The sequence below is a fragment of the Pandoraea sp. genome, from assembly GCF_004297875.1.
Classification (GTDB): domain Bacteria; phylum Pseudomonadota; class Gammaproteobacteria; order Burkholderiales; family Burkholderiaceae; genus Pandoraea.
In genome coordinates this window covers 64554-83692 of the sequence record NZ_SCSK01000061.1, presented here as the reverse complement: position 1 = coordinate 83692, position 19139 = coordinate 64554, and the positions used below count along the sequence as shown (strand labels likewise).

Genomic DNA, 19139 nt, shown 5'->3' with positions numbered 1-19139 from the left:
GCAACGACCCAGCCCATGAAGAAAGATAAGGATCAACGGTTCGTCAATTTCACGATGGCGGACGCGGCCCAGGCTTTTCGCAACGGTTCGCTGACGAGCACGCAGTTGGTGTTGGCGTGCCTGGACCGCATTGCCGCGGGAAAGGAGCTCAATGCGTTCGTTACCGTCGATGCCGAGGGTGCGCTAAAGGCGGCTGCGGCGCTGGATCAGGCCCGGAAGATGGGGGCGGCCACGGCGCCGCTGAGCGGTATTCCTATTGTGGTGAAGGACAACATTCACAGTGCGGGCCTTCGTTGTACCGCGGGTAGCCCGGCTTTCGATCGGTTCGTTCCCGTCGAAGATGCGCCCACGTTGCGAAAACTGCGTGAAGCCGGCGCCATCGTGTTGGGTAAGACGAACATGCATGAGCTGGCCTACGGCGCTACTGGCTATAACGGTGCATTCAATACCGGCCTCGGTCGTGGCGTTCGTAACGCATATGACCCGTCGAAGATTGCAGGCGGATCGTCCTCGGGTTCGGCCGCGGCCCTGGGCGCCCGCATGGCTTTGGGCGCATTGGGTACCGACACCGGCGGCTCGATGCGTATTCCCCCGGCATTGAATGGCGTGGCATCCCTGCGTCCGACATGGGGTCGCTACTCGAGTCTGGGTGTGATTCCGATTGCCGGGAGCCGGGATACGGTCGGCCCCATGGCATTGAATATGCATGACGTGGCGTTGCTTGACGCGGTAATTACTGACGACTTTGCCATGCCATCGGTCGAACTCGGCGAACTGCGATTGGGACTGCCCGTTGAGTTCTGGGAAAACCTCGATCGCGATACGAGCGAGGTAGCGGAATCGGTAGTCACCAGACTCTCCCGGCTGGGCGTGACCTTCATCGATCTCGGGCGTACGGGATTGACGGAGTTGAACAATGCCGTTGGATTTCAGGTCGTCGTTGGCGAGTCGCGATCCAGCATGGAGGAATACCTGAGAAGCAATGGTCACGCGATGACGATTGAGGACCTGGCCAGGAACATTGATAGCCCGGACGTAAAGTGGATTTACGAAAACTGGGTGCTGCCCGGGAAGTTCCCGAATGCCACGGGCGAGCTCGACGACGTTGCCCCTATGTACGAACAGGCACAAAAGGCTGGCGGCGGTCGTGACGCATTGCGCGCCCGTTACGCCGAACTGTTTGAGAAACATCGGCTGGATGCGCTGATGTTCCCCACGACCGCATGCGTGGCGCCGGCAGCCGATGACAGCATTTATGAGGAAGCGAACTTCCGGCGCTTGATTCAAAACACCGAGCCGATGGCCAGTGCGGGGCTCCCTGGATTGAATCTGCCCGTGGGCCGCGGTTCCTGTTCCGGGCTTCCCGTGGGCATGGAGTTCGATGGCCCGTGGCGTTCGGACCGGCGGCTCCTGGCCATCGGGATTTTGCTCGAAGGTGTGTTGGGTCGTATTTCGCCTCCCTGACAGACATGCAAGTTGCTTCTATCGGAATTGAACAGACATGATTACCGCACTGAGCTACATCGTAGTGCAGACGCCCCATATGCAGGCATGGATCGATCAGGTGACCCACCATATCGGCATGCAGGTTGAAGTGCTCGAAGCCGGCAAGACCATGCGAGTGCGCGCGGACGAGAAGATTCAGCGATTCGTCGTCTGCGCAACCAGCGGCGAGCCGACCATGGGTATGGGTTTCGAGGTGCCGGATGCCCAGACGTTGATGCGCTGCTCGATGGCACTGGAAGCCGCGGGGTACAAAACCACGCCAGGCACGCCGGAAGAAATCGAATTACGAGGAGTGCAGGACATGATGCACTTCAAGGACAACGACGGTGTCAGGTTGGAAATCGCGTGTGGCTTAAAGGACGCACCGACTGCATTCAAGCCCGGCCGGCCCATCGGTGGTTTCCGCACTGGCCCCATGGGCCTGGGTCATGTAGCGTTTATTACCGAGCACTTTGAAGCGATATCGAATCTGTATCGCAATGTGCTCGGCATGAATCTCACAGACTACACGGATAAGCCGTTCAAGGTCGAATTCCTGCACTGCAATCCGAGGCATCACACGATTGGCATTGCTCATACCGGGCAGCCGGCAAAGATCTATCACCTGATGCTGGAATACAACGACTTTGACGATCTGGGTAGGGCCTACGACATGGCGTTGCCGAATCCGGATTCCATCGGCGTCACTCTCGGTCGCCATATCAACGATCACGCCACCTCGTTCTATCTGAAGAACCCCGACGGCTGGATGTTCGAACTCGGTTGGGCCACTCGCACAGTGGGACCGGATTGGGAAGTCGAAGAACTGAAGGGTATGAGCCTATGGGGCCATGATCGTACGTGGCTTCCGGATCACAAACGTGAAGAAGCACGGCAGATTCTGAAGCATCTTGCCGCGGAGGGGATGCGAGCGCCTGTTGTGCTTCCCGAGAATCAAACGCAGTTGAAGCGAACTGCGAAGGAATGAAGATGAGCGCTACCGTGAGTCCCGAAATCGGGAGTCAGATTGAACTGAGTCAATACACGCTGAATTATCACGATCAGGGTGAGGGCGAGCCGATCCTGCTCATTCACGGATCGGGCCCTGGCGTTACGGCGTGGGCCAACTGGCGCGGCATCATTCCCGCGCTGAGCCGCAAGGCACGGGTTATTGCTCCCGATATGCTGGGGTTCGGCTACACGAAGTGCGCCCCCGATATCGCGCTAACGCCAGACACGTGGGTGCAATCGCTCGTCTGCCTGCTCGACGCGCTGAACATCGACCGGGTGTCGGTCGTTGGCAACAGCTTCGGCGGAGCCATCGCATTGGCACTGGCCAAGGCATGCCCGCAACGGGTGAACCGGCTGGTTTTGATGGGGGCGGCGGGCATCAACGCTCCCATCAGTGACGGACTTGAGAAGGTCTGGGGCTATACGCCGAGCCTGGAGGCCATGAAGGGATTGATGGAGGTGTTCGCCTACGATCACTCGATCATTACCGAAGACCTAGTTCGGATGCGCTACGAAGCCTCGATTCGTGCCGATGTGCAGGAGCGGTTCGCTCGGCTGTTTCCAGCCCCGAGACAAAACGGCGTGGAGATGCTGGCCCTGACGGAAGTCGATTTGATGTCGATCACAAACAAGACATTGCTCATCCATGGCTTGAACGATCAGGTGATCCCGGTCGAGTGGTCGGAGCGCATGCTGCGCTTGCTTCCCCATGCCGAATTGCACACGTACGGCGAATGCGGTCATTGGGTACAAATTGAAAGGGCCGCGCAGTTTTCGCAGTTGGTTTCGGACTTTCTTATCAACAACTGACAGAGGGCCAGAAACAGTATGAAAAATCTTGACGTCAAGGGCCGTTGGCAAATCCTCGCCTGGGAACAAATCTTTGACGATGGTCGCATCACGTATCCGATGGGCCGTGAGCTCGACGGCTTCATGGCGTATGGCCCGAGCGGCATGTTCTGTGCCATCGCCAGAAAAGAAAGGCCGGACTTCACGACGGGCGGCCAATGGAACGCGTCGGACGCGGAGAAGGCCGAGGCCTACAACACGTATCTGACGTACGCGGGCGACTGGGATGTCGAGGGCAACGTAGTGACGCACAAGGTCAAGCTTTGCCTTTTTCCGAACTGGGTCGGCAGTGAGCAGAAGCGCTATGCGGAACTCGACGGCGATCAGTTGACGTTGACCACGCACAAGCTGGAAGCGGGGACGTCGGAAGCCCGCGTCGCTCGCCTGACATTCAAACGCGCTTAAGGCCCAGACATGCCAGCTATTCTTGAATGTGTTTCCCATACGCCTTTGCAGGGGTACTTCGATCCCAAGCCGGCGTTGGTTGCCGAGGTTGCAAGGATCAACGCCGTCGCGCGAGAACGCGTCCGAGCCTTCGATCCTGAGCTGGTGGTCGTGTTTGCCCCCGATCACTACAACGGATTTTTCTATGAGTTGATGCCCAGCTTCTGTGTGGGAGCCAAGGCCGAGGCCATTGGCGACTACAGGAGCCTGGCGGGGACTCTCCCGGTTCCCGCGGAACAGGCCCGGGCAATGGTCGAGTACGCGCTGAATCGCGATATCGATATGGCGATTTCCTATCGCATGTCGGTGGACCACGGCGCAGCCCAGGCCCTGGAAGTCGTCACGGGTGGGCTCGACAGCTATCCGGTGATTCCGGTGTTTATCAATTCGGTGGCTCCGCCTATGTCAACGCTTCGCCGGTCCCGCATGATGGGGTGGGTCATTGGCGAGTATCTGAAATCGACCGGGAAACGCGTGCTGATTTTAGGGTCGGGCGGCATATCACATGAACCACCGATTCCCGAGTTGAAGGGCGCGACTCAGGAGATTGCGGATCGCCTGATCTACGCCGGGCGAAATCTCAGCCCGCAAGCCCGGAACGCCAGGCAGGAAAGGGTCATCAACGCCGCCAAGGCATTCACCGCCGGGGAGGCCGAGAACATGAGAGCGCTGAACCCCGCGTGGGACATGGCATTCCTGAAGATGATGCAAAGCGATTTGCCGGCCGTTGACCGGTTGAGTAACGAGGATGTGTCGAGGGAGGCCGGCCGGAGTGCGCATGAGATCCGCACCTGGGTTGCGGCTTTCGCTGCGCTGTCTGCGTTCGGCGACTATACCGCGGAGATTGACTTCTATCAGGCTATTCCTGAATGGATCGCGGGGTTCGCGTGCATGCACGCATCGCCTGACGCCCAAGGAGAAATCAGATGCAGCAAGAGAAGTTGAAAGCGATCGCGGCCCGCCTCAAAAAGGCCGAGATTGGCCGCCAGGTTATCGCTCCGGTGCGCGGTGACATCGGGCTCGATGACATGCAGTCCGCATATGCGGTGCAGCAGATCAACGTCGATGCGCGAGTAGCGCGGGGAGAGCGGATTGTGGGGCGCAAGATTGGTCTGACATCGCTGGCGGTGCAGAAGCAGTTGGGCGTCGATCAGCCGGATTTCGGGGCATTGTTTGCCTCCATGGCATACGGCGATGCGCAGCCGATCTCGCTTTCGAAACTGATTCAGCCGAAAGTCGAGGCCGAAATCGCGCTGGTACTCAAGCGTGACCTCACGTACGAACGGCATACGTTTGCCGATCTGATCGGCGCCACGGACTGCGCGGTGGCCGCGCTGGAAGTTGTGGACAGCCGGATTGAGAACTGGGACATCAAGTTCGTCGATACCGTCGCGGACAACGCCAGTTCGGCGGCTTTCGTGATGGGGGCGCGTCCGGTCCGGTTGTCGCAACTCGATCTCGCCGCGTGCGCGATGGCGCTTGAATCGCGCGGCGAGGTTCTATCCACGGGGAGCGGTGCGGCCTGCCTGGGCAATCCGCTGAACGCCGCCGTATGGCTTGCGGATCGCATGGCTGCGCTGGGTACGCCTTTGCGGGCCGGCGACGTGGTATTGACCGGCGCCCTGGGTCCCATGGTCGCGGTCACCCAGCCGGGAACTTATGCCGCGGCTATCGAGGGCCTGGGCAGCGTTCGCGCAACTTTCATCGAGTAATGAATATGACAAAGAAACTCAAAGTGGCAATCATCGGTTCAGGCAACATCGGTACCGATCTCATGATCAAAGTGATGCGCAACAGCAAGTATCTGCAAATGGGGGCCATGGTCGGCATCGATCCGAAGTCGGACGGCCTGGCTCGCGCGAGTCGTCTGGGCGTTGCCACCACGCACGAAGGCATCGAAGGACTGGCGCGTTTGCCGGTGTTCGCGGATATCGATTTTGTATTCGATGCGACTTCGGCCAGTGCCCACCTGAAGAACGACGCGTTTCTGCGCGCATTGAAGCCCGGCATCCGGGTAATTGACCTGACGCCCGCGGCAATCGGTCCGTACTGCATTCCCGTGGTGAACGGTGAGGCAAACATCGATGCGCTCAACGTCAACATGGTGACATGCGGCGGTCAGGCGACGATCCCGATAGTGGCTGCGGTATCACGGGTCGTCAAGGTTCACTACGGCGAAATCATAGCCTCGATCTCGAGCAAATCGGCAGGGCCAGGTACGCGCGCCAATATTGACGAGTTCACGGAAACCACCTCCAAGGCTATCGAGGTCGTGGGCGGCGCATCGAAGGGCAAGGCCATCATCGTGCTGAATCCGGCTGAGCCGCCGGTCATTATGCGCGACACGGTTTATACCCTGTCGGAGCCCGCCGATCGCGAGGCGGTCGAGGCATCGATTGAAGAAATGGTCAAGGCGGTGAACACGTACGTCCCGGGCTACCGCCTGAAGCAGAAAGTGCAGTTCGACGTGATCAGTCCGGAGGCGCCGTTGAATGTTCCGGGGCTGGGCAAACTGAGCGGGCTGAAGACTTCGGTATTTCTCGAAGTGGAAGGGGCCGCGCACTACCTGCCGGCCTACGCAGGGAATCTGGACATTATGACCAGCGCCGGCATGAGAACCGCAGAGCGCATGGCTCAATCCATGATGAACGTTTAAGGAGCCATCGCAAATGGGCAATCACGGCAAGAAACTCTATATCTCCGATGTGACGCTGCGCGACGGCTCGCACGCCATTCGCCATCAATACTCGATTCAGAACGTGCAGGACATCGCACGAGCGCTGGACAAGGCAAAGGTGGATTCGATTGAAGTCGCACATGGCGACGGCCTGCAAGGCTCGAGCTTCAACTACGGCTTTGGCGCGCACAGCGATCTGGAATGGATCGAAGCCGTAGCCGACGTCGTCACGCATTCGAAGATCGCCACGCTGCTGCTGCCCGGCATTGGCACCATTCATGATCTGAAGGCTGCATATGGCGCCGGGGCGCGTGTGGTTCGTGTCGCGACCCACTGCACGGAAGCGGACGTCAGCAAACAGCACATCGAGTATGCGCGTGAGCTCGGCATGGATACCGTTGGCTTTCTCATGATGTCGCACATGACAACGCCGGCAGTGCTGGCCCAGCAAGCCAAGCTGATGGAAAGTTATGGCGCCACTACGATTTACGTCGTGGACTCCGGTGGCGCGTTGTCGATGAATGACGTGCGGGATCGCTTCCGGGCCATCAAGGCGGTATTGCAGCCAGAGACCCAAACCGGTATGCACGCTCACCACAACCTGTCGCTGGGCGTCGCCAACTCCATCGTTGCCGTGGAAGAGGGCTGCGACCGTATCGATGCGTCGCTGGCAGGTATGGGTGCCGGTGCCGGGAATGCTCCGCTCGAAGTTTTCATTGCCGCGGCCGAACGCATGGGCTGGAATCACGGCACGGATCTCTACGCATTGATGGATGCGGCAGACGATATCGTGCGCCCCCTGCAAGACCGCCCGGTGCGGGTCGACCGCGAGACCCTTGCGCTGGGTTACGCAGGTGTCTATTCGTCGTTCCTGCGCCACTCGGAAGTCGCGGCAGCCAAGTACGGCTTGAACACGGTCGATATTCTGGTCGAGCTGGGCAAGCGCCGTATGGTCGGCGGCCAGGAGGACATGATCGTTGACGTCGCTTTGGATTTGCTCAAGGCAAAAAGCCTAAAAGCCAGCGCAGCTTAGGCGTCACTTCCGGAGGCGACTCCCTCAGTAGCAGAGGGAGTCATATATCGCGGTCCCTAGGGGCATAGCGTAAAACACGGTGCCGCTGCAGGAGGCGGGTACTGATGGGTGAGGAGAAGTCGGGAATGGAAATGAAAAAATTAGTACTACTTATCGGAGCGACGGTGTCTGTCAGTGCCAGCGCGCAATCGGTGTCGATCTACGGTCTGATCGATTCGGGTGTCATGTACACCTCGAATGTCGGCGGCAAGAAAATGCTGTCCATCGATCCGGATAGTCAGGCACCCGATCTGTTTGGCATGACGGGAAGTGAAGATCTTGGTGGCGGCACCAAAGCGATCTTCAAGCTCGAGGGCCAGTTCAACATGAACAATGGCACGATGGTCAACGGGCAGTTCGGCCATACCGCCTACGTCGGTCTCAAGGAAGAAAAATATGGCACGCTGACGATCGGCAATCAAATCGACTTCATGTTCGATTCGCTGGTTCCGGACCGGTGGGGCCCCGCATTCCCTGTGATCAACGCGATGAACCTGCGCCAGAGTTCGTTCCAGGGATTGAACAGTCCGCGTATTCCCGGCAATGGGTCGTTCGACTTCGACCGCATGCTGGGCTCAGCGGTACCTAACTCAGTCAAGTACGTTAGCCCGACGTACAACGGCTTCTCCTTCGGGGGGATGTACAGCTTCGGCGGCGTCGCCGGCAACTTCGGCGCGAACTCGGGGCAAAGCTTCGGGGCCAACTACCACAATGGCGGGTTCTCGCTCAACGGCGCCTATACGTACATCAAGTACGCTGCGTTGAACAACGGCAACGACGGCATTCGAAATTTCGGCGTCGGTACGTCGTGGATGGTTGGGGCCGCCGAACTCGCCGCCCTGTACACAAATACCTCCAATACACAGAACGGCGCGCGTATTGGCGTGTACGAGGCAGACGTGACCTACGCGTTGTCCACGCCGCTGCATGCGCATTTTTCGTATCAGTACCAAAAGGGTAACCATGTGTTGAACGAGCAGCACGTGAATCAGGAAACGCTCTCGCTTATCTACATGTTCTCGAAACGCACGAGCCTGTATTCAACGTTGGCCTACCAGCAGTCTTCCGGCGGGCCGGCATGGATTCTGATGGCTGCCGGCCCCGCGTCGGGTGGCCGTCAAGCGGCGTTCAGTCTCGGCCTCATCCACGCGTTCTGATCTGGATAGGAAAACCCGTGCTTAAAGTTCCTGACGCGTAGCGCGTCAGGAACGCCATAAAGGAAACGCAGAAATGAGCAAAAACGAAATGATGCGCGCCGCGCGCGTCCACGATGCATCGGGCAACTTCCGTATCGAGTCCATTCCGTATCCGCAACTTCAACGCCCCACGGATGTGATCGTTCAGCTCAAGGCCTCGGGAGTGGTTCCGAATCTGCGCAACGTCATCAGTAATTACGCGAATGACAAGGCTTATCTTACGTTGCCGGACCTGCCGGCAATTTTCGGTCTGGACGCGGCCGGCGTCGTGGTCGAAGTGGGTGACGCAGTCACCGGCATCAAGGTTGGTGATCGCGTATACGTCAATCCGGGTCGCTCGTGCGGTTCGTGCCACGCATGCCGTGTTGGCGAAAACATCTTCTGCGAGGCATATACCTTCCAGGGCTACTTTGGCTTTGGCCCCAAGTCAAAAAAGATCTACGAACGATATCCGTATGGCGGCTTCAGCCAGTACGCCACGGCACCGGCGGATGGCCTGGTGAAGCTTGGCAATGAAGTCAGCTTCGAAGCCGCCGCGCGTTTCGGCTATCTGGGCACGGCATACGCGGGTCTGCGCAAGGCGGGTGTCGCCGGCGGCAAGAATGTTCTCATCATCGGCGGGACAGGCACGCTGGGTCTGGGCGCGACACTGATCGCGCGTGCCATGGGCGCAGCCAAAATCATGGTCGTCGCTCGCGACGAGCAAACGTTGGCCCGTGTCCGGAAGATCGATCCCCGGCGAATCTCCACATTCGCGGCCGGCTCGGGCGACATGGTCGCATGGGCCAGGGAGCAAACGGGGGGCATGGGCGTTGATGCCGTGGTGGATGCAATTGCTCCGAGTCCGACCAACATGCTGGTGACGAAGAACGCTTTGGGTTGCCTGCGTCGCGGCGGTCGCCTGGTGGAAATCGGCGCACAGATCAATGAAGTGCCAATCAATATGCACGAAATGATGTGCTCGGCCCTGTCGATCATCGGATCCCTGTGGTTCACGGTGGGTGAGGGCCAGGATCTGGTGAGCATGATCGAAGCAGGTACGCTCGATGTATCGGTTTTCGAAAACCACACGTACACGCTCGATCAGGCAAACGAAGCGTTAAAGGACGCGGAAAAACGCGCGGGCGGCTTCTTCAACGTGGTCATCACACAATAACCTGGAGTGCGAAGATGGTACGTCGTGTAGTTACCGGCCAAAAAAACGGTAAATCCGTTGTCCTCAGTGACGATGAAGCTCGAGGTCATGAATTCGCCGCGGTTCCCGGATTCAAGACCACACAGGTATGGGCTACGAATCCGGCAACCGCCTTGCCGCATACGGGCGGTGATCCGGTTGAGAATTCCAATTCAGTGCTGCCTGGATTGAATGGTTCGCGCTTCATGATCGTGCAATTCCCGCCCGATGCCGTGATGGCCGACCCCCGTTTCGACGGAGCCGCTGCAGGCGCTGAATACGCGAAGGTGCTGCCGGGCCTGGCCGAATGCTTCGAGCCCGATGGCTCGGGATTTCACATCACCGATTCGATCGACTACGACATCATCCTGTCAGGTGAATTGACGCTCGAACTGGATGATGGTGAAACACGTGAGCTCAGGGCAGGCGACATCGTGATCCAGAACGGCACCCGGCACGCGTGGCGAAATCGCAGCGCGCAACCCGCCGTGATGGCATCGATTCTTCTCGACGCCAAACGGAAGTAAGCATCAATCAAGCATCGGAGTCTGAGGTCGGAATGAGCAGCCTGCAATCGAGTGATCATCACGCGCGCCATGTACAGCGCCCCACTGGACATAACGAGAATCTGGAATGGCATGACGGCCTGCTTCTCGGCCACGAGCCCATGGACGACGAGCACAGGGAGTTCGTTCACGTCGTGATGGCGTTGCGCAACAGCACGGCAAACATGGCACTGGCGGCGCTCTCGGCTGTGGCGGCGCATCTGATTTCGCACTTTGATCTTGAACACGCATGGATGGACAGAACAGCGTTTCCCGATGTCTATGCCAAGTGCCACCGCGATCAACACGACGAGGTGCTCGCCGCGGTATTTCAGGTACAACAGCTGGCCGCCATCGGTCAGATCGGGCTGGGGGCCATTCATCGGCTTGCGCAGTCGCTGATCGACTGGTTTCCGGGGCACGCCGACTATATGGATTCGTCGCTCTCGGCGTGGATCAACGGTAGAACGCATGGCGGTCAGGCGGTCGTTTTGCGGCGCAATCTGGTGCATGCGGATCGCATCCCGGCAGAGAGTGACGCAGGGGAAGTTCAGGCCGATTCCGTGTAGGTGGCGTAGCTCGGAACGCGGAAGGAGATAGTCGATGTTGATGAAAGGCAAAGTGGGCCTGATCACGGGCGGCGGTTCCGGCATGGGCATGGCCGCGGCGCTGGCGTTGGCCCAAGAGGGCGCCACCGTGGTTTTGGCCGGGCGCACAAAAGACAAATTGCTTTCGGTTCGCGAACGCATTGTCTCCCAGGGAGGAAACGCCGAAATCCATCTCACGGATGCCGCCTCGCGAGACGCTAACGAAGCACTGGTGGCATTCGTCGAATCGCGCTTCGGTCGTCTGGACTTCGCATTCAACAACGCAGGTGGTCACGGCGAATTCCACCCCATTCATGAGACACCGGTTGAAGAAGCCGAATGGGTAATCGATCTGAATTTCAAGGGTGTCTACTATGGCATGAAGTACCAGGTTGAAGCGATGCTGCGCTCGGGCGGCGGGGCCATTGTCAACAACGCGTCGATCTTCGGGCTTCGTGGCGTGGCGGGAATCGCCCACTACGTCGCCTCTAAACACGCGGTCGTCGGGTTGACGAAAGCAGTGGCCAAGGAGTACGCGGAATTCAATATCCGCGTCAACGCGATCTGTCCAGGGGCCACCGAAACGCCAAACTACATGCGCTCGACGGGCGGCGATCTGCATCTGCTGGACGACATGATTCCCATGCGCAGAATCGGCCAGCCGGATGAGGTCGGCAATGCGGTTCTGTGGCTTTTGTCCGAACAAGCCAAATATGTCACCGGCTCCACGCTATCCGTGGATGGTGGCATGAGCATTTAGCGTCGCACCGGGGCGATATATCAAAGGGGCGGTGCGCGTGGGAAGACCCAATAGTTCCGATGTATGACTTCGACGTGAGATCAAATATGAGTTCATTGTTCAATGAGGCAAAGACCAGCCGCGAGGTTATGGTTCGCGTGCAGGATGCCGATTACAAAGTGCACTACAACGACGTCGGTCGCGTAGAAGACCCTGTCGTGGTGATGCTCCATGGTTCAGGGCCCGGGGCAACGGGATGGGCCAATTACCATCGAAATATCGATGCCTTTGCCGGTGCCGGGTATCGCGTTTTGCTGATCAACGTGCCGGGATTCGGCAAGAGCGATCCGGTTGTGATTGCCGAAGGTTCGCGGTCGGAATTCAACGGTCTGGTTATTCGTGCGGTGCTCGACCGGATTCAGGTTGACCGAATCCATTTGATCGGAAACTCGATGGGAGCGCATTCGGCCACGGCTTTCGCGCTCGCCAATCCCGATCGCGTTCATCGCCTGGTCTATATGGGGGGCGGTACCGGCGGGACCAGCACCTTCGTCCCCCAGCCGACAGAAGGGATCAAGTTACTGAATTTCGTTTATCGAGAGCCCACGCTGGAAAACGTCAAGCGCATGATGAACGTGTTCGTGTACGACCCATCGGCATTGACGGACGACCTGTTGCAACAGCGCGTCAACAACATGCATGCCAACAGACACCACCTTGAAAACTGGGTGGCGAGTGTGACGGCAAACCCCAAGCAATTCACGGACTATCAACTGCGATTGCCGGAGATCAAGGCGCCGACGCTGATCGTCTGGGGCAGGGAAGATCGATTCTTGCCCTATGACATCGGATTGCGTCTGCTATCCGGATTGCCGGAGGCAGAGTTGCATCTGTTCAGCCGTTGTGGCCATTGGGTGCAGTGGGAGCACGCGGAGAAATTCAACAGGATGGTATTGGACTTCCTGTCCCGCTAGGGAAAATCTGCAAAAGTCCCGGCGGATAGCTGTTTGCGCCTATTCGATCGAAGAAAGCGAGAACCGGGGGCAGCGAGGGGAGAAATGCGGGGGCAGATCACTTGGCGGCCGCTTCGTACCATGAATATTCGCGCTCCATGTACTGAAGGTAAGCTGCAAGCGCCTCTTTCGGCGAGTCTGAAACAGTCGGAGTCTGGGGCTTTTTCCACATGTTTTGATAATCGAATCGTCAGCGGCGCTTCATCGCGCTCACCTTCTCGTTTTCATCCTTGTTGATGATGTCATAGACAAGGTACTGATGCCCTTGGACCGTGACGGATCGCGAACACATCACTACATCGGCAGGTGGCAGCCACAGTTCACTTTCAATTTCGTCTCCTGGCAACACCTCGTAGACTGATCCTGACGACATAATGAGGTATGAGCCGTCGTCACTCTTGCTCTCGAGGTCATCGTTATCACAAGATGCAGCCAATGCTGAATGGGTAGTGAGTAAAGAGAGCAACGTTAATAATGCCACGCGCACAAACGCATCAGCTCTCGTCATGGCGCACACCTCGTGGGCGATCGATATGATTCTGCTACTCTGCTGTAATTTGATTTGGGTTACTTAGAATCATATCGGGCTTTCCTCTGTACTTTGTAATCATCCCCGATACGCATACGCTACGGCCGAGGTACGTCACCTCAGGTTCGCCAAATACTGGGCGCGCTGTGCCCCAAATCACAGCCACGAAATTCTCGTAGGGGTATGGCCTGCCGAAGTCGAGGAAGGTGGGTTGCCCTCGGCTAGCAGTGGCATACTTTGCGCTGGCGACTGTTCCGCACACCGTTGCGTAATCTCCAACGTGCGCGTACGCCGACTCGCTGCTTATCGTCTCCGTCTCGCCGCCAAAGGCTGATGAAACATAAAGGGACAGGACAAGAAAAGCGGACATGGTACGCATGACTGTGCCTCTCCATAGTCGTCGTGCTGATGAATTCCTATTGCTGCGGGACCACAATCATCGGTCGTCTGTACGGATTTCCAGCCCCGTAAGGGTTGTTGATGCTATCGGGCGAATATGGACTCCCATATCGACCGTATGGGTTCGAAGTTGAATCCGGGTCATATGGGTTGCTGCTAAGCCGACCGTGATAGACGCCCTGCTGGTCGTAGAGGGCCGGGGCATTGGTGGCGTAAGGGTTTCGGGCAGACTCGTTGCTGTATGGGCTTCCGTATCGACTGTACGGATTATTAATGCCGTTCGGCGCATAGGGGCTTCCCGCGCCGTAGGGATTGTTTGTGCATCGCGGGTCGTAAGGGCAAGTCTGAGCGATCGCAATCCTGCAAAACAAAAGCACGCCGACTGCAATGGTCGTTCGCAACATGCCCCCCCGATGACGCTGTCTGTCGGGACAGCTTCTTGTAATCTTATGCCCCTGCGTTAGTTCACATAATAGGACAAAATGCGGTCAATCGACTAGGCGTGCGTCCGCTCTCTGAGTGGAACCGCCGTTTGGATGTCCGTCCGCACCCCGGAGTGAATGACTGGAGGTGGCCGATCAGGTGCGGTGGCCAACGGGCGCTTAGTGGCACTCTACTTTGAGAATTCTCGGTTTGGCCGACTGACCGGTTTCGAGAAAGTCGTCTGGCCGTAGTGGGTCGCGAACCGACTTTCCCCGCCACCGACCACATCACCCCCCACGCACCCCCCGTCCAACCAACACCACCCCTCACACACCCCCAAAGCCAGTCTCCCGCACCACCCGCCGCCCAAACATCGCAAAGCTCGCCTTGACAACACTCGGCAACAACAAAAAGTCATGAGATTCCTTGGCCAGCGCCGGGTCCAGTTCCTTGATTTCGCCGGTGGCTTCGGCCAGCAGCTGGTTGCGGGCGGCGCGCTCGATCAGCATCGAGAGGTAGGCGGTTTCCTCGATCGACGAGGTGGTGGCGAGAAAGCCGTGATGCGCGAGCAGTATCGTACGGCGCGTGCCGAGCGCGGTGGAGATGATGTCGCCTTCGTGGTCGGCGATGGGCAGTCCTGGCCATTCGGCGAGGAAGGCGCAGTCGTCGGCGAAGGGGGTGGCGTCCATGTGCGCGATGCGCAGCGGGCGGCCGGTCATCGACAGGGCCGACACGTAGGGCGGGTGAGTGTGGACGATGCATTGCACGTCGGGCCGGCGGCGGTAGACCCACAGATGGAAACGCACCGCCGGGTTGGGCATGCCGTCGCCTTCAATGACGCGTAGCGAGTCGTCCATGCGAATGATGTGCCGCGTGTCGATTTCGTCGAAGCCGACCGCCATCGGGGTGGTCAGGTAGGTGCCGTCGGTGCTGCGCACGGTGATTTGCCCGGCCAGGGTTTCCGAGTGGCCTTCCATGGCCAGCATGCGGCACGTGAGCGCGATTTTTTCTGCTTCGGTCCATTGGCCGAGATCGAGTTTTGTCGCCATCTTGTCGATCGCGGCGTCGGTGAAGTGTTGCTTGGGGGCATGCTGCATCGATTTCTCCATGAGATTGGCAATGCGACGGCGATGATCCTGGCGGTCATCGCAATTCGTTCGGTGAGTGCGGTGAGTAAGGCGAGTGCGCTCATGCGCCGGCACGATCCGGCGTTGCGGGCGGCGGCGGCAAGCCGGGCATCGTCACGTAGCCGTCGAGGGCGACGATGCGGCTTATCCAGTCCAGCACATGCGGGAAATCGTCCAGCGGCATGCGGCCCTCGCGTGCCAGCCCTACATACGGAAAACAGGCCAGGTCGGCGATGGTGGGCCGGCCGGCGGCCAGCCACGGGTGGCGCGTCAGGTGGGCGTCGAGAATTTTCAGGGCGCGCAGGCTTTTGGCTTGCGCGGCGGCGATGTCGATTTCCTCACCCAGCAAATAATAAAGGCGGGCGGGCTGCAGGCTGTTGCCGATTTCGTTGGCGGCAAAGGAAAGCCACTGTGCGATATCGGCTATCTCTCGCGCGCCGTTGCCGGCCCAGTCGGGTGCGTGGCGATGGGCCAGGTAGAGCAGGATCGCCTGGCTGTCCTGAATCGTGTAGTCGCCGTCGACCAGCACCGGAATTTGCTGCAGCGGGTTGATGGCGGTGAAGAACGGCTCGCGGTTGACGCCGTTGGGCACGTCGATGAACACGCTCTCATAGGGTAGCCGCAGCATCGACAGAAACAGGCGGACCTTATGGCAGTTGCCCGAGCGGGGGTGATCGTAGAGCGTCAACATGGCAAGCACTCCTTAGTCGGATGCCGAGGGCTTCATCAGGAACGCGCTGAGCGCGCCGATCAGGCCCAGCACCGTCAGGTAAATGCCGACCGAGCCGATGCCACCGCCGTGCGCGACCAGGGTGGTGGCGATGATCGGCGCGAGGCCGCCGCCGAGCGTGGCGGCGATCTGAATGCCGATCGACATCCCCGAGTAACGCAATTCAGCCGGGAACTGAGCGCTGTAAAGGCTCGACTGCGGCCCGAAGATGATCGCGTAATTGAGCATTAGCGCGATCACCACCGCAGCGGTGTAGACCCCGTGCGAGCCGCTGCCCATGGCGCGGAACAGCGGCACGGCCATCACGGCGAGCAGCAGGGTGCCGGCGATGTAGAGGCGCCGCGCGCCGATCTTGTCGCCCAGCCAGCCAAAGAGCGGGATCGTGATGCTTTGGCCGAGCGATCCGATCACCACGGCGTTGAGCGCGGCCGAGCGCGAGAACCCCAGATTCGCCATCGCATACGAGATGGAAAAGACGATGATGGTGTAGATCAACGTGACTTCGCCGAGCTTGCCGCCGATGGTCAGCAGCAGCGGCCGCTTGTGGCGGGCGATGACGTCCCACGCAGGTATCGCGGCGATCTTGCGTTGCTGCCTGACGGCCGTGAAGTCGGGCGTTTCCTCGACCTTCATGCGAATAAAGACACCCACCGCGATGAGAATGGCGCTCGCCACGAAGGGAATGCGCCAGCCCCAGCGCATGAAGCTGGCATTGGGCAACAGATTCATCAGCGCGAAGGCCCCGGAAGACAACAGGATGCCCAGCGGCGCCCCGGCTTGCGGCAGGCTGCCGAACAGCGATTTTCTGTGGGCTGGCGCGTGTTCGACGGCCATCAGCATCGCGCCGCCCAATTCGCCGCCGAACGAAATCCCCTGGCCGATACGCAGCAGCACGAGCAGCACCGCGGCCCAGATGCCGAGCGACTCATAGGTCGGCAGCAGCCCGTTCAAGACGGTGCATACGCCCATCAGGATCAAACTCAGGATCAGAATGGCCTTGCGGCCCAGGCGATCGCCAAAGTGGCCAAAAATGATGCCGCCGATGGGGCGCGCGAACAGGCCCGAGGCAAATGCGCCAAAAGCCGCCAGGGTACCGGCGGTCGGGTCCAGCGTCGGGAAAAACAGCTTATTGAAAACCAGTGCCGCAGCGGTGCCGTAGGCCAGGAAGTCGAAGGCCTCGATGGTGGTGCCGGCCATCGAGGCCAAGGCAACGCGCCTCAAACGGGAATCCGGCGAAACACTCGCCGGCGCCAATTCGGTTACTTCGCTATTTGCCGTATTCATGGTCGCCCCTTTTTAAAGACAACTAAGTTGTCCATAGGGCAAAAGTATAGTGATTTAAAATGCAGGGCGACAAGCGGATTTTCTGGAATTCGCTAGGTGTTTACACGTATCAGGTGTGGCGGGCGTTTTGCCTATAAGGCGACTTCGGGTCCGGCCCCGCATCGATCGAAAGGCTGCAAGCGAAGACCCCCAGCGAAGACCGCAAGCGAAGACAACGAGCGAGGTAGTCAGTGGCTTATCAAACACGCAATTCCCGGCAGGCGCCGCCGCCCGACGCCGTGATTCCCGCTTCGGGCCGGCTGGTGCGCGCGCTACGGTTGCGCCGCCAATTGACGCTGGATCAGTTGGCCGAGGAAACGGCGCTGAGCAAGGGGCATCTGTCGCGCTTCGAGCGCGGGGAAAAAGCGCTGTCGATCGCCGCGCTCGTGCGCGTCGCGCAGGCCTTGCACACCTCGGTGGCGTCTCTGCTGGGCGAGCAGGTCGGCGAAGACATTCTCCATGTGGTGCGCGCCTCCGAGCGGCAATTGCGCCGGGTGAACGCCGGTAAATATACGTTCGCGCCGCTGAGCCGAGCCGATGGCAACGAGAGCCCGACTGCGTTCCTGCTGCAGCTATCGGCCGAGTCGGTGTTTGGCGAAGAAGCCTTTCACGGCGGCGACGAGATTTTTTTCGTGTTGTCCGGCGCGATCGAAATCGAACTCGCCGCGCACTCGGTGATTCTGCGCCAGGGCGACTATGCGCAGTTTCCGGGGCTGGTCAGGCATCGCTTGCGTGGCGTCGAGCCGAAGACCGAGGTGTTGATTATCGTCGCGGACAACAAGGCCGGCGGTTGACCGTGTTGGCCGCGTTGGCCACGTTGGCCGCGCGTTGCGGCGTGCGGCTAATGCACGCCGTCGGCGCTCGCCCGGGCAGTCTCCAACTCATCCACCCGTAGCGCCCGATGCATTGCCGTGACATCGCGTCTGGGCGATGTCCCGAACATGCGGGCATACTCGCGGCTGAATTGCGAGGCGCTTTCATAGCCGACTTCGAACGATGCCGTTTCCACACTGGCGGCGTATGAAATCATCAGCCGGCGCGCTTCGAGCAAGCGCAGCTGCTTCTGATACTGCAACGGCGTCATGGACGTCAGCGCCTTGAAATGGCGATGAAACGCCGACGGGCTCATCTGTGCCATCTCGGCAAGTTCTTCGATCCGGATGGTTTGCCGGAAGCGACTGCGCAGCCAGTTGATCGCATCGATGATCCGCTGCGACGGCCCGTTTTTCAGGGTCAGCGCGGCGACGTCGGCGCCTTGCGCGCCAGTGAGCAGCCAATAGCAGATCTCGCGCAGGATGAGCGGCCGCAAGACGGGAATCGCCTGTGGCGTGTCGATCAGGCGCACCAGGCGCAGCGCGCAGTCGGCGAGTGGTCCGTCAAAGTCGGTGACGAAGATGCCGGCGCTGGTCGTCTCCGCGCGCGGCGGCGGTTCGGCCATCTCATCCGCGACGCTGCGCATCACGGCGAGGTCGAGCTCGATGGCAAGCACCAGGCACGGTGCGTCGGGGCTCGCCGCCACGACGCGCCCGATCGAGGGCGCTTCGACGCCGATCAGAAGCGCCTGGCCGGCCTGGTAGACGAGCTTGTTGCCGCCGAACGTCGCCCACTTGGCGCCTTGCGCGACGATACACAAGGCGGGCTTCGAAATCATTGGGGTGGGCGGCTTGGGACGATCCGATCTCAGAATGGCGACGCCGTCGATCGGCGTCATGAACGGACTCTCGCCGGGGTGCGTGTTCGTATAGCGCAGCAACGCCTCGGCCAGCTGATCCGACATACAGGGTTCCTCGCATGCCATGCCGCATCCCGGCGCCCA

The 19139-nt window shown here is 59.6% G+C and carries 20 protein-coding genes; 15 read left to right on the top strand and 5 right to left on the bottom strand.

Annotated elements, in window-relative coordinates:
* Positions 1-15 precede the first annotated feature (15 nt).
* The 14 genes from iaaH to EPN80_RS17645 all read left to right on the top strand — a co-directional run bounded on the left by iaaH (position 16) and on the right by EPN80_RS17645 (position 12753).
* Positions 16-1464 (top strand): indoleacetamide hydrolase, encoded by a 1449-nt coding sequence (gene iaaH / locus EPN80_RS17710; RefSeq protein WP_293030350.1) that lies wholly within the window; start codon positions 16-18, stop codon positions 1462-1464.
* A gap of 37 nt (positions 1465-1501) precedes the next feature.
* Positions 1502-2473, top strand: coding sequence for a VOC family protein (locus EPN80_RS17705; RefSeq protein WP_293030347.1), 972 nt, complete (start codon positions 1502-1504; stop codon positions 2471-2473).
* A gap of 2 nt (positions 2474-2475) precedes the next feature.
* A complete protein-coding gene (locus EPN80_RS17700) occupies positions 2476-3306 on the top strand; it encodes an alpha/beta hydrolase (protein ID WP_293030344.1) in 831 nt (276 codons plus the stop codon).
* Between the two features lie 18 nt (positions 3307-3324).
* A complete protein-coding gene (locus tag EPN80_RS17695; RefSeq protein WP_293030341.1) occupies positions 3325-3750 on the top strand; it encodes a lipocalin-like domain-containing protein in 426 nt (141 codons plus the stop codon).
* Between the two features lie 9 nt (positions 3751-3759).
* The gene (locus EPN80_RS17690) at positions 3760-4734 is read left to right on the top strand and encodes a 3-carboxyethylcatechol 2,3-dioxygenase (protein ID WP_293030338.1); all 975 of its coding nucleotides are present in this window, start codon (positions 3760-3762) and stop codon (positions 4732-4734) included.
* Entirely contained in the window at positions 4716-5501 is a 786-nt protein-coding gene (gene mhpD, locus EPN80_RS17685; protein ID WP_293030335.1) for a 2-keto-4-pentenoate hydratase, read from the top strand. Before EPN80_RS17690 ends, mhpD begins: the two co-directional genes overlap by 19 nt.
* Before the next feature lie 5 nt (positions 5502-5506).
* On the top strand, positions 5507-6445 hold the full coding sequence (locus EPN80_RS17680; protein WP_293030332.1) for an acetaldehyde dehydrogenase (acetylating): 939 nt from the start codon (positions 5507-5509) through the stop codon (positions 6443-6445).
* Positions 6446-6458: 13 nt separating this feature from the next.
* A complete protein-coding gene (gene dmpG, locus EPN80_RS17675; protein ID WP_293030329.1) occupies positions 6459-7499 on the top strand; it encodes a 4-hydroxy-2-oxovalerate aldolase in 1041 nt (346 codons plus the stop codon).
* A gap of 131 nt (positions 7500-7630) precedes the next feature.
* Complete coding sequence (locus tag EPN80_RS17670) at positions 7631-8695, top strand: porin (protein ID WP_293030326.1); 1065 nt, start codon at positions 7631-7633, stop codon at positions 8693-8695.
* A gap of 73 nt (positions 8696-8768) precedes the next feature.
* Positions 8769-9890, top strand: coding sequence for an alcohol dehydrogenase catalytic domain-containing protein (locus tag EPN80_RS17665; protein ID WP_293030323.1), 1122 nt, complete (start codon positions 8769-8771; stop codon positions 9888-9890).
* A gap of 14 nt (positions 9891-9904) precedes the next feature.
* Positions 9905-10435, top strand: coding sequence for a cupin domain-containing protein (locus tag EPN80_RS17660; protein WP_293030320.1), 531 nt, complete (start codon positions 9905-9907; stop codon positions 10433-10435).
* Positions 10436-10467: 32 nt separating this feature from the next.
* A complete protein-coding gene (locus tag EPN80_RS17655; protein WP_293030317.1) occupies positions 10468-11022 on the top strand; it encodes a bacteriohemerythrin in 555 nt (184 codons plus the stop codon).
* 34 nt (positions 11023-11056) lie between these two features.
* Positions 11057-11800 (top strand): SDR family NAD(P)-dependent oxidoreductase, encoded by a 744-nt coding sequence (locus tag EPN80_RS17650; protein ID WP_293030314.1) that lies wholly within the window; start codon positions 11057-11059, stop codon positions 11798-11800.
* A gap of 128 nt (positions 11801-11928) precedes the next feature.
* On the top strand, positions 11929-12753 hold the full coding sequence (locus EPN80_RS17645) for an alpha/beta fold hydrolase (protein WP_293030510.1): 825 nt from the start codon (positions 11929-11931) through the stop codon (positions 12751-12753).
* 229 nt (positions 12754-12982) lie between these two features.
* Here the strand turns inward: EPN80_RS17645 and EPN80_RS17640 are convergent, their stop codons facing one another.
* From EPN80_RS17640 to EPN80_RS17625, 4 genes are all read right to left on the bottom strand, one after another.
* Positions 12983-13300: a hypothetical protein gene (locus EPN80_RS17640; RefSeq protein WP_293030311.1), complete on the bottom strand. Its 318-nt coding sequence runs from the start codon at positions 13298-13300 to the stop codon at positions 12983-12985.
* A gap of 1169 nt (positions 13301-14469) precedes the next feature.
* Complete coding sequence (locus EPN80_RS17635; protein ID WP_293030308.1) at positions 14470-15240, bottom strand: aldolase; 771 nt, start codon at positions 15238-15240, stop codon at positions 14470-14472.
* Positions 15241-15331: 91 nt separating this feature from the next.
* Complete coding sequence (locus tag EPN80_RS17630) at positions 15332-15961, bottom strand: glutathione S-transferase family protein (RefSeq protein WP_293030305.1); 630 nt, start codon at positions 15959-15961, stop codon at positions 15332-15334.
* A 12-nt stretch (positions 15962-15973) separates the two neighbouring features.
* Positions 15974-17284, bottom strand: a complete 1311-nt coding sequence (locus tag EPN80_RS17625) for an MFS transporter (protein ID WP_293030302.1) — start codon at positions 17282-17284, stop codon at positions 15974-15976.
* 230 nt (positions 17285-17514) lie between these two features.
* On the opposite strand from EPN80_RS17625, the gene EPN80_RS17620 reads away from it, so the two are divergent.
* Entirely contained in the window at positions 17515-18117 is a 603-nt protein-coding gene (locus EPN80_RS17620; protein ID WP_293030299.1) for an XRE family transcriptional regulator, read from the top strand.
* 47 nt (positions 18118-18164) lie between these two features.
* Here EPN80_RS17620 and EPN80_RS17615 read toward each other — a convergent pair whose 3' ends face one another.
* On the bottom strand, positions 18165-19100 hold the full coding sequence (locus EPN80_RS17615; protein ID WP_293030296.1) for an AraC family transcriptional regulator: 936 nt from the start codon (positions 19098-19100) through the stop codon (positions 18165-18167).
* Positions 19101-19139 lie beyond the last annotated feature (39 nt).

Coding starts and splice junctions, on each gene's coding strand:
- iaaH (WP_293030350.1), top strand. CDS start 16: ATGAAGAAAGATAAGGATCAACGGTTCGTCAATTTCACGATGGCGGAC.
- EPN80_RS17705 (WP_293030347.1), top strand. CDS start 1,502: ATGATTACCGCACTGAGCTACATCGTAGTGCAGACGCCCCATATGCAG.
- EPN80_RS17700 (WP_293030344.1), top strand. CDS start 2,476: ATGAGCGCTACCGTGAGTCCCGAAATCGGGAGTCAGATTGAACTGAGT.
- EPN80_RS17695 (WP_293030341.1), top strand. CDS start 3,325: ATGAAAAATCTTGACGTCAAGGGCCGTTGGCAAATCCTCGCCTGGGAA.
- EPN80_RS17690 (WP_293030338.1), top strand. CDS start 3,760: ATGCCAGCTATTCTTGAATGTGTTTCCCATACGCCTTTGCAGGGGTAC.
- mhpD (WP_293030335.1), top strand. CDS start 4,716: ATGCAGCAAGAGAAGTTGAAAGCGATCGCGGCCCGCCTCAAAAAGGCC.
- EPN80_RS17680 (WP_293030332.1), top strand. CDS start 5,507: ATGACAAAGAAACTCAAAGTGGCAATCATCGGTTCAGGCAACATCGGT.
- dmpG (WP_293030329.1), top strand. CDS start 6,459: ATGGGCAATCACGGCAAGAAACTCTATATCTCCGATGTGACGCTGCGC.
- EPN80_RS17670 (WP_293030326.1), top strand. CDS start 7,631: ATGAAAAAATTAGTACTACTTATCGGAGCGACGGTGTCTGTCAGTGCC.
- EPN80_RS17665 (WP_293030323.1), top strand. CDS start 8,769: ATGAGCAAAAACGAAATGATGCGCGCCGCGCGCGTCCACGATGCATCG.
- EPN80_RS17660 (WP_293030320.1), top strand. CDS start 9,905: ATGGTACGTCGTGTAGTTACCGGCCAAAAAAACGGTAAATCCGTTGTC.
- EPN80_RS17655 (WP_293030317.1), top strand. CDS start 10,468: ATGAGCAGCCTGCAATCGAGTGATCATCACGCGCGCCATGTACAGCGC.
- EPN80_RS17650 (WP_293030314.1), top strand. CDS start 11,057: ATGTTGATGAAAGGCAAAGTGGGCCTGATCACGGGCGGCGGTTCCGGC.
- EPN80_RS17645 (WP_293030510.1), top strand. CDS start 11,929: ATGGTTCGCGTGCAGGATGCCGATTACAAAGTGCACTACAACGACGTC.
- EPN80_RS17640 (WP_293030311.1), bottom strand. CDS start 13,300: ATGACGAGAGCTGATGCGTTTGTGCGCGTGGCATTATTAACGTTGCTC.
- EPN80_RS17635 (WP_293030308.1), bottom strand. CDS start 15,240: ATGCAGCATGCCCCCAAGCAACACTTCACCGACGCCGCGATCGACAAG.
- EPN80_RS17630 (WP_293030305.1), bottom strand. CDS start 15,961: ATGTTGACGCTCTACGATCACCCCCGCTCGGGCAACTGCCATAAGGTC.
- EPN80_RS17625 (WP_293030302.1), bottom strand. CDS start 17,284: ATGAATACGGCAAATAGCGAAGTAACCGAATTGGCGCCGGCGAGTGTT.
- EPN80_RS17615 (WP_293030296.1), bottom strand. CDS start 19,100: ATGTCGGATCAGCTGGCCGAGGCGTTGCTGCGCTATACGAACACGCAC.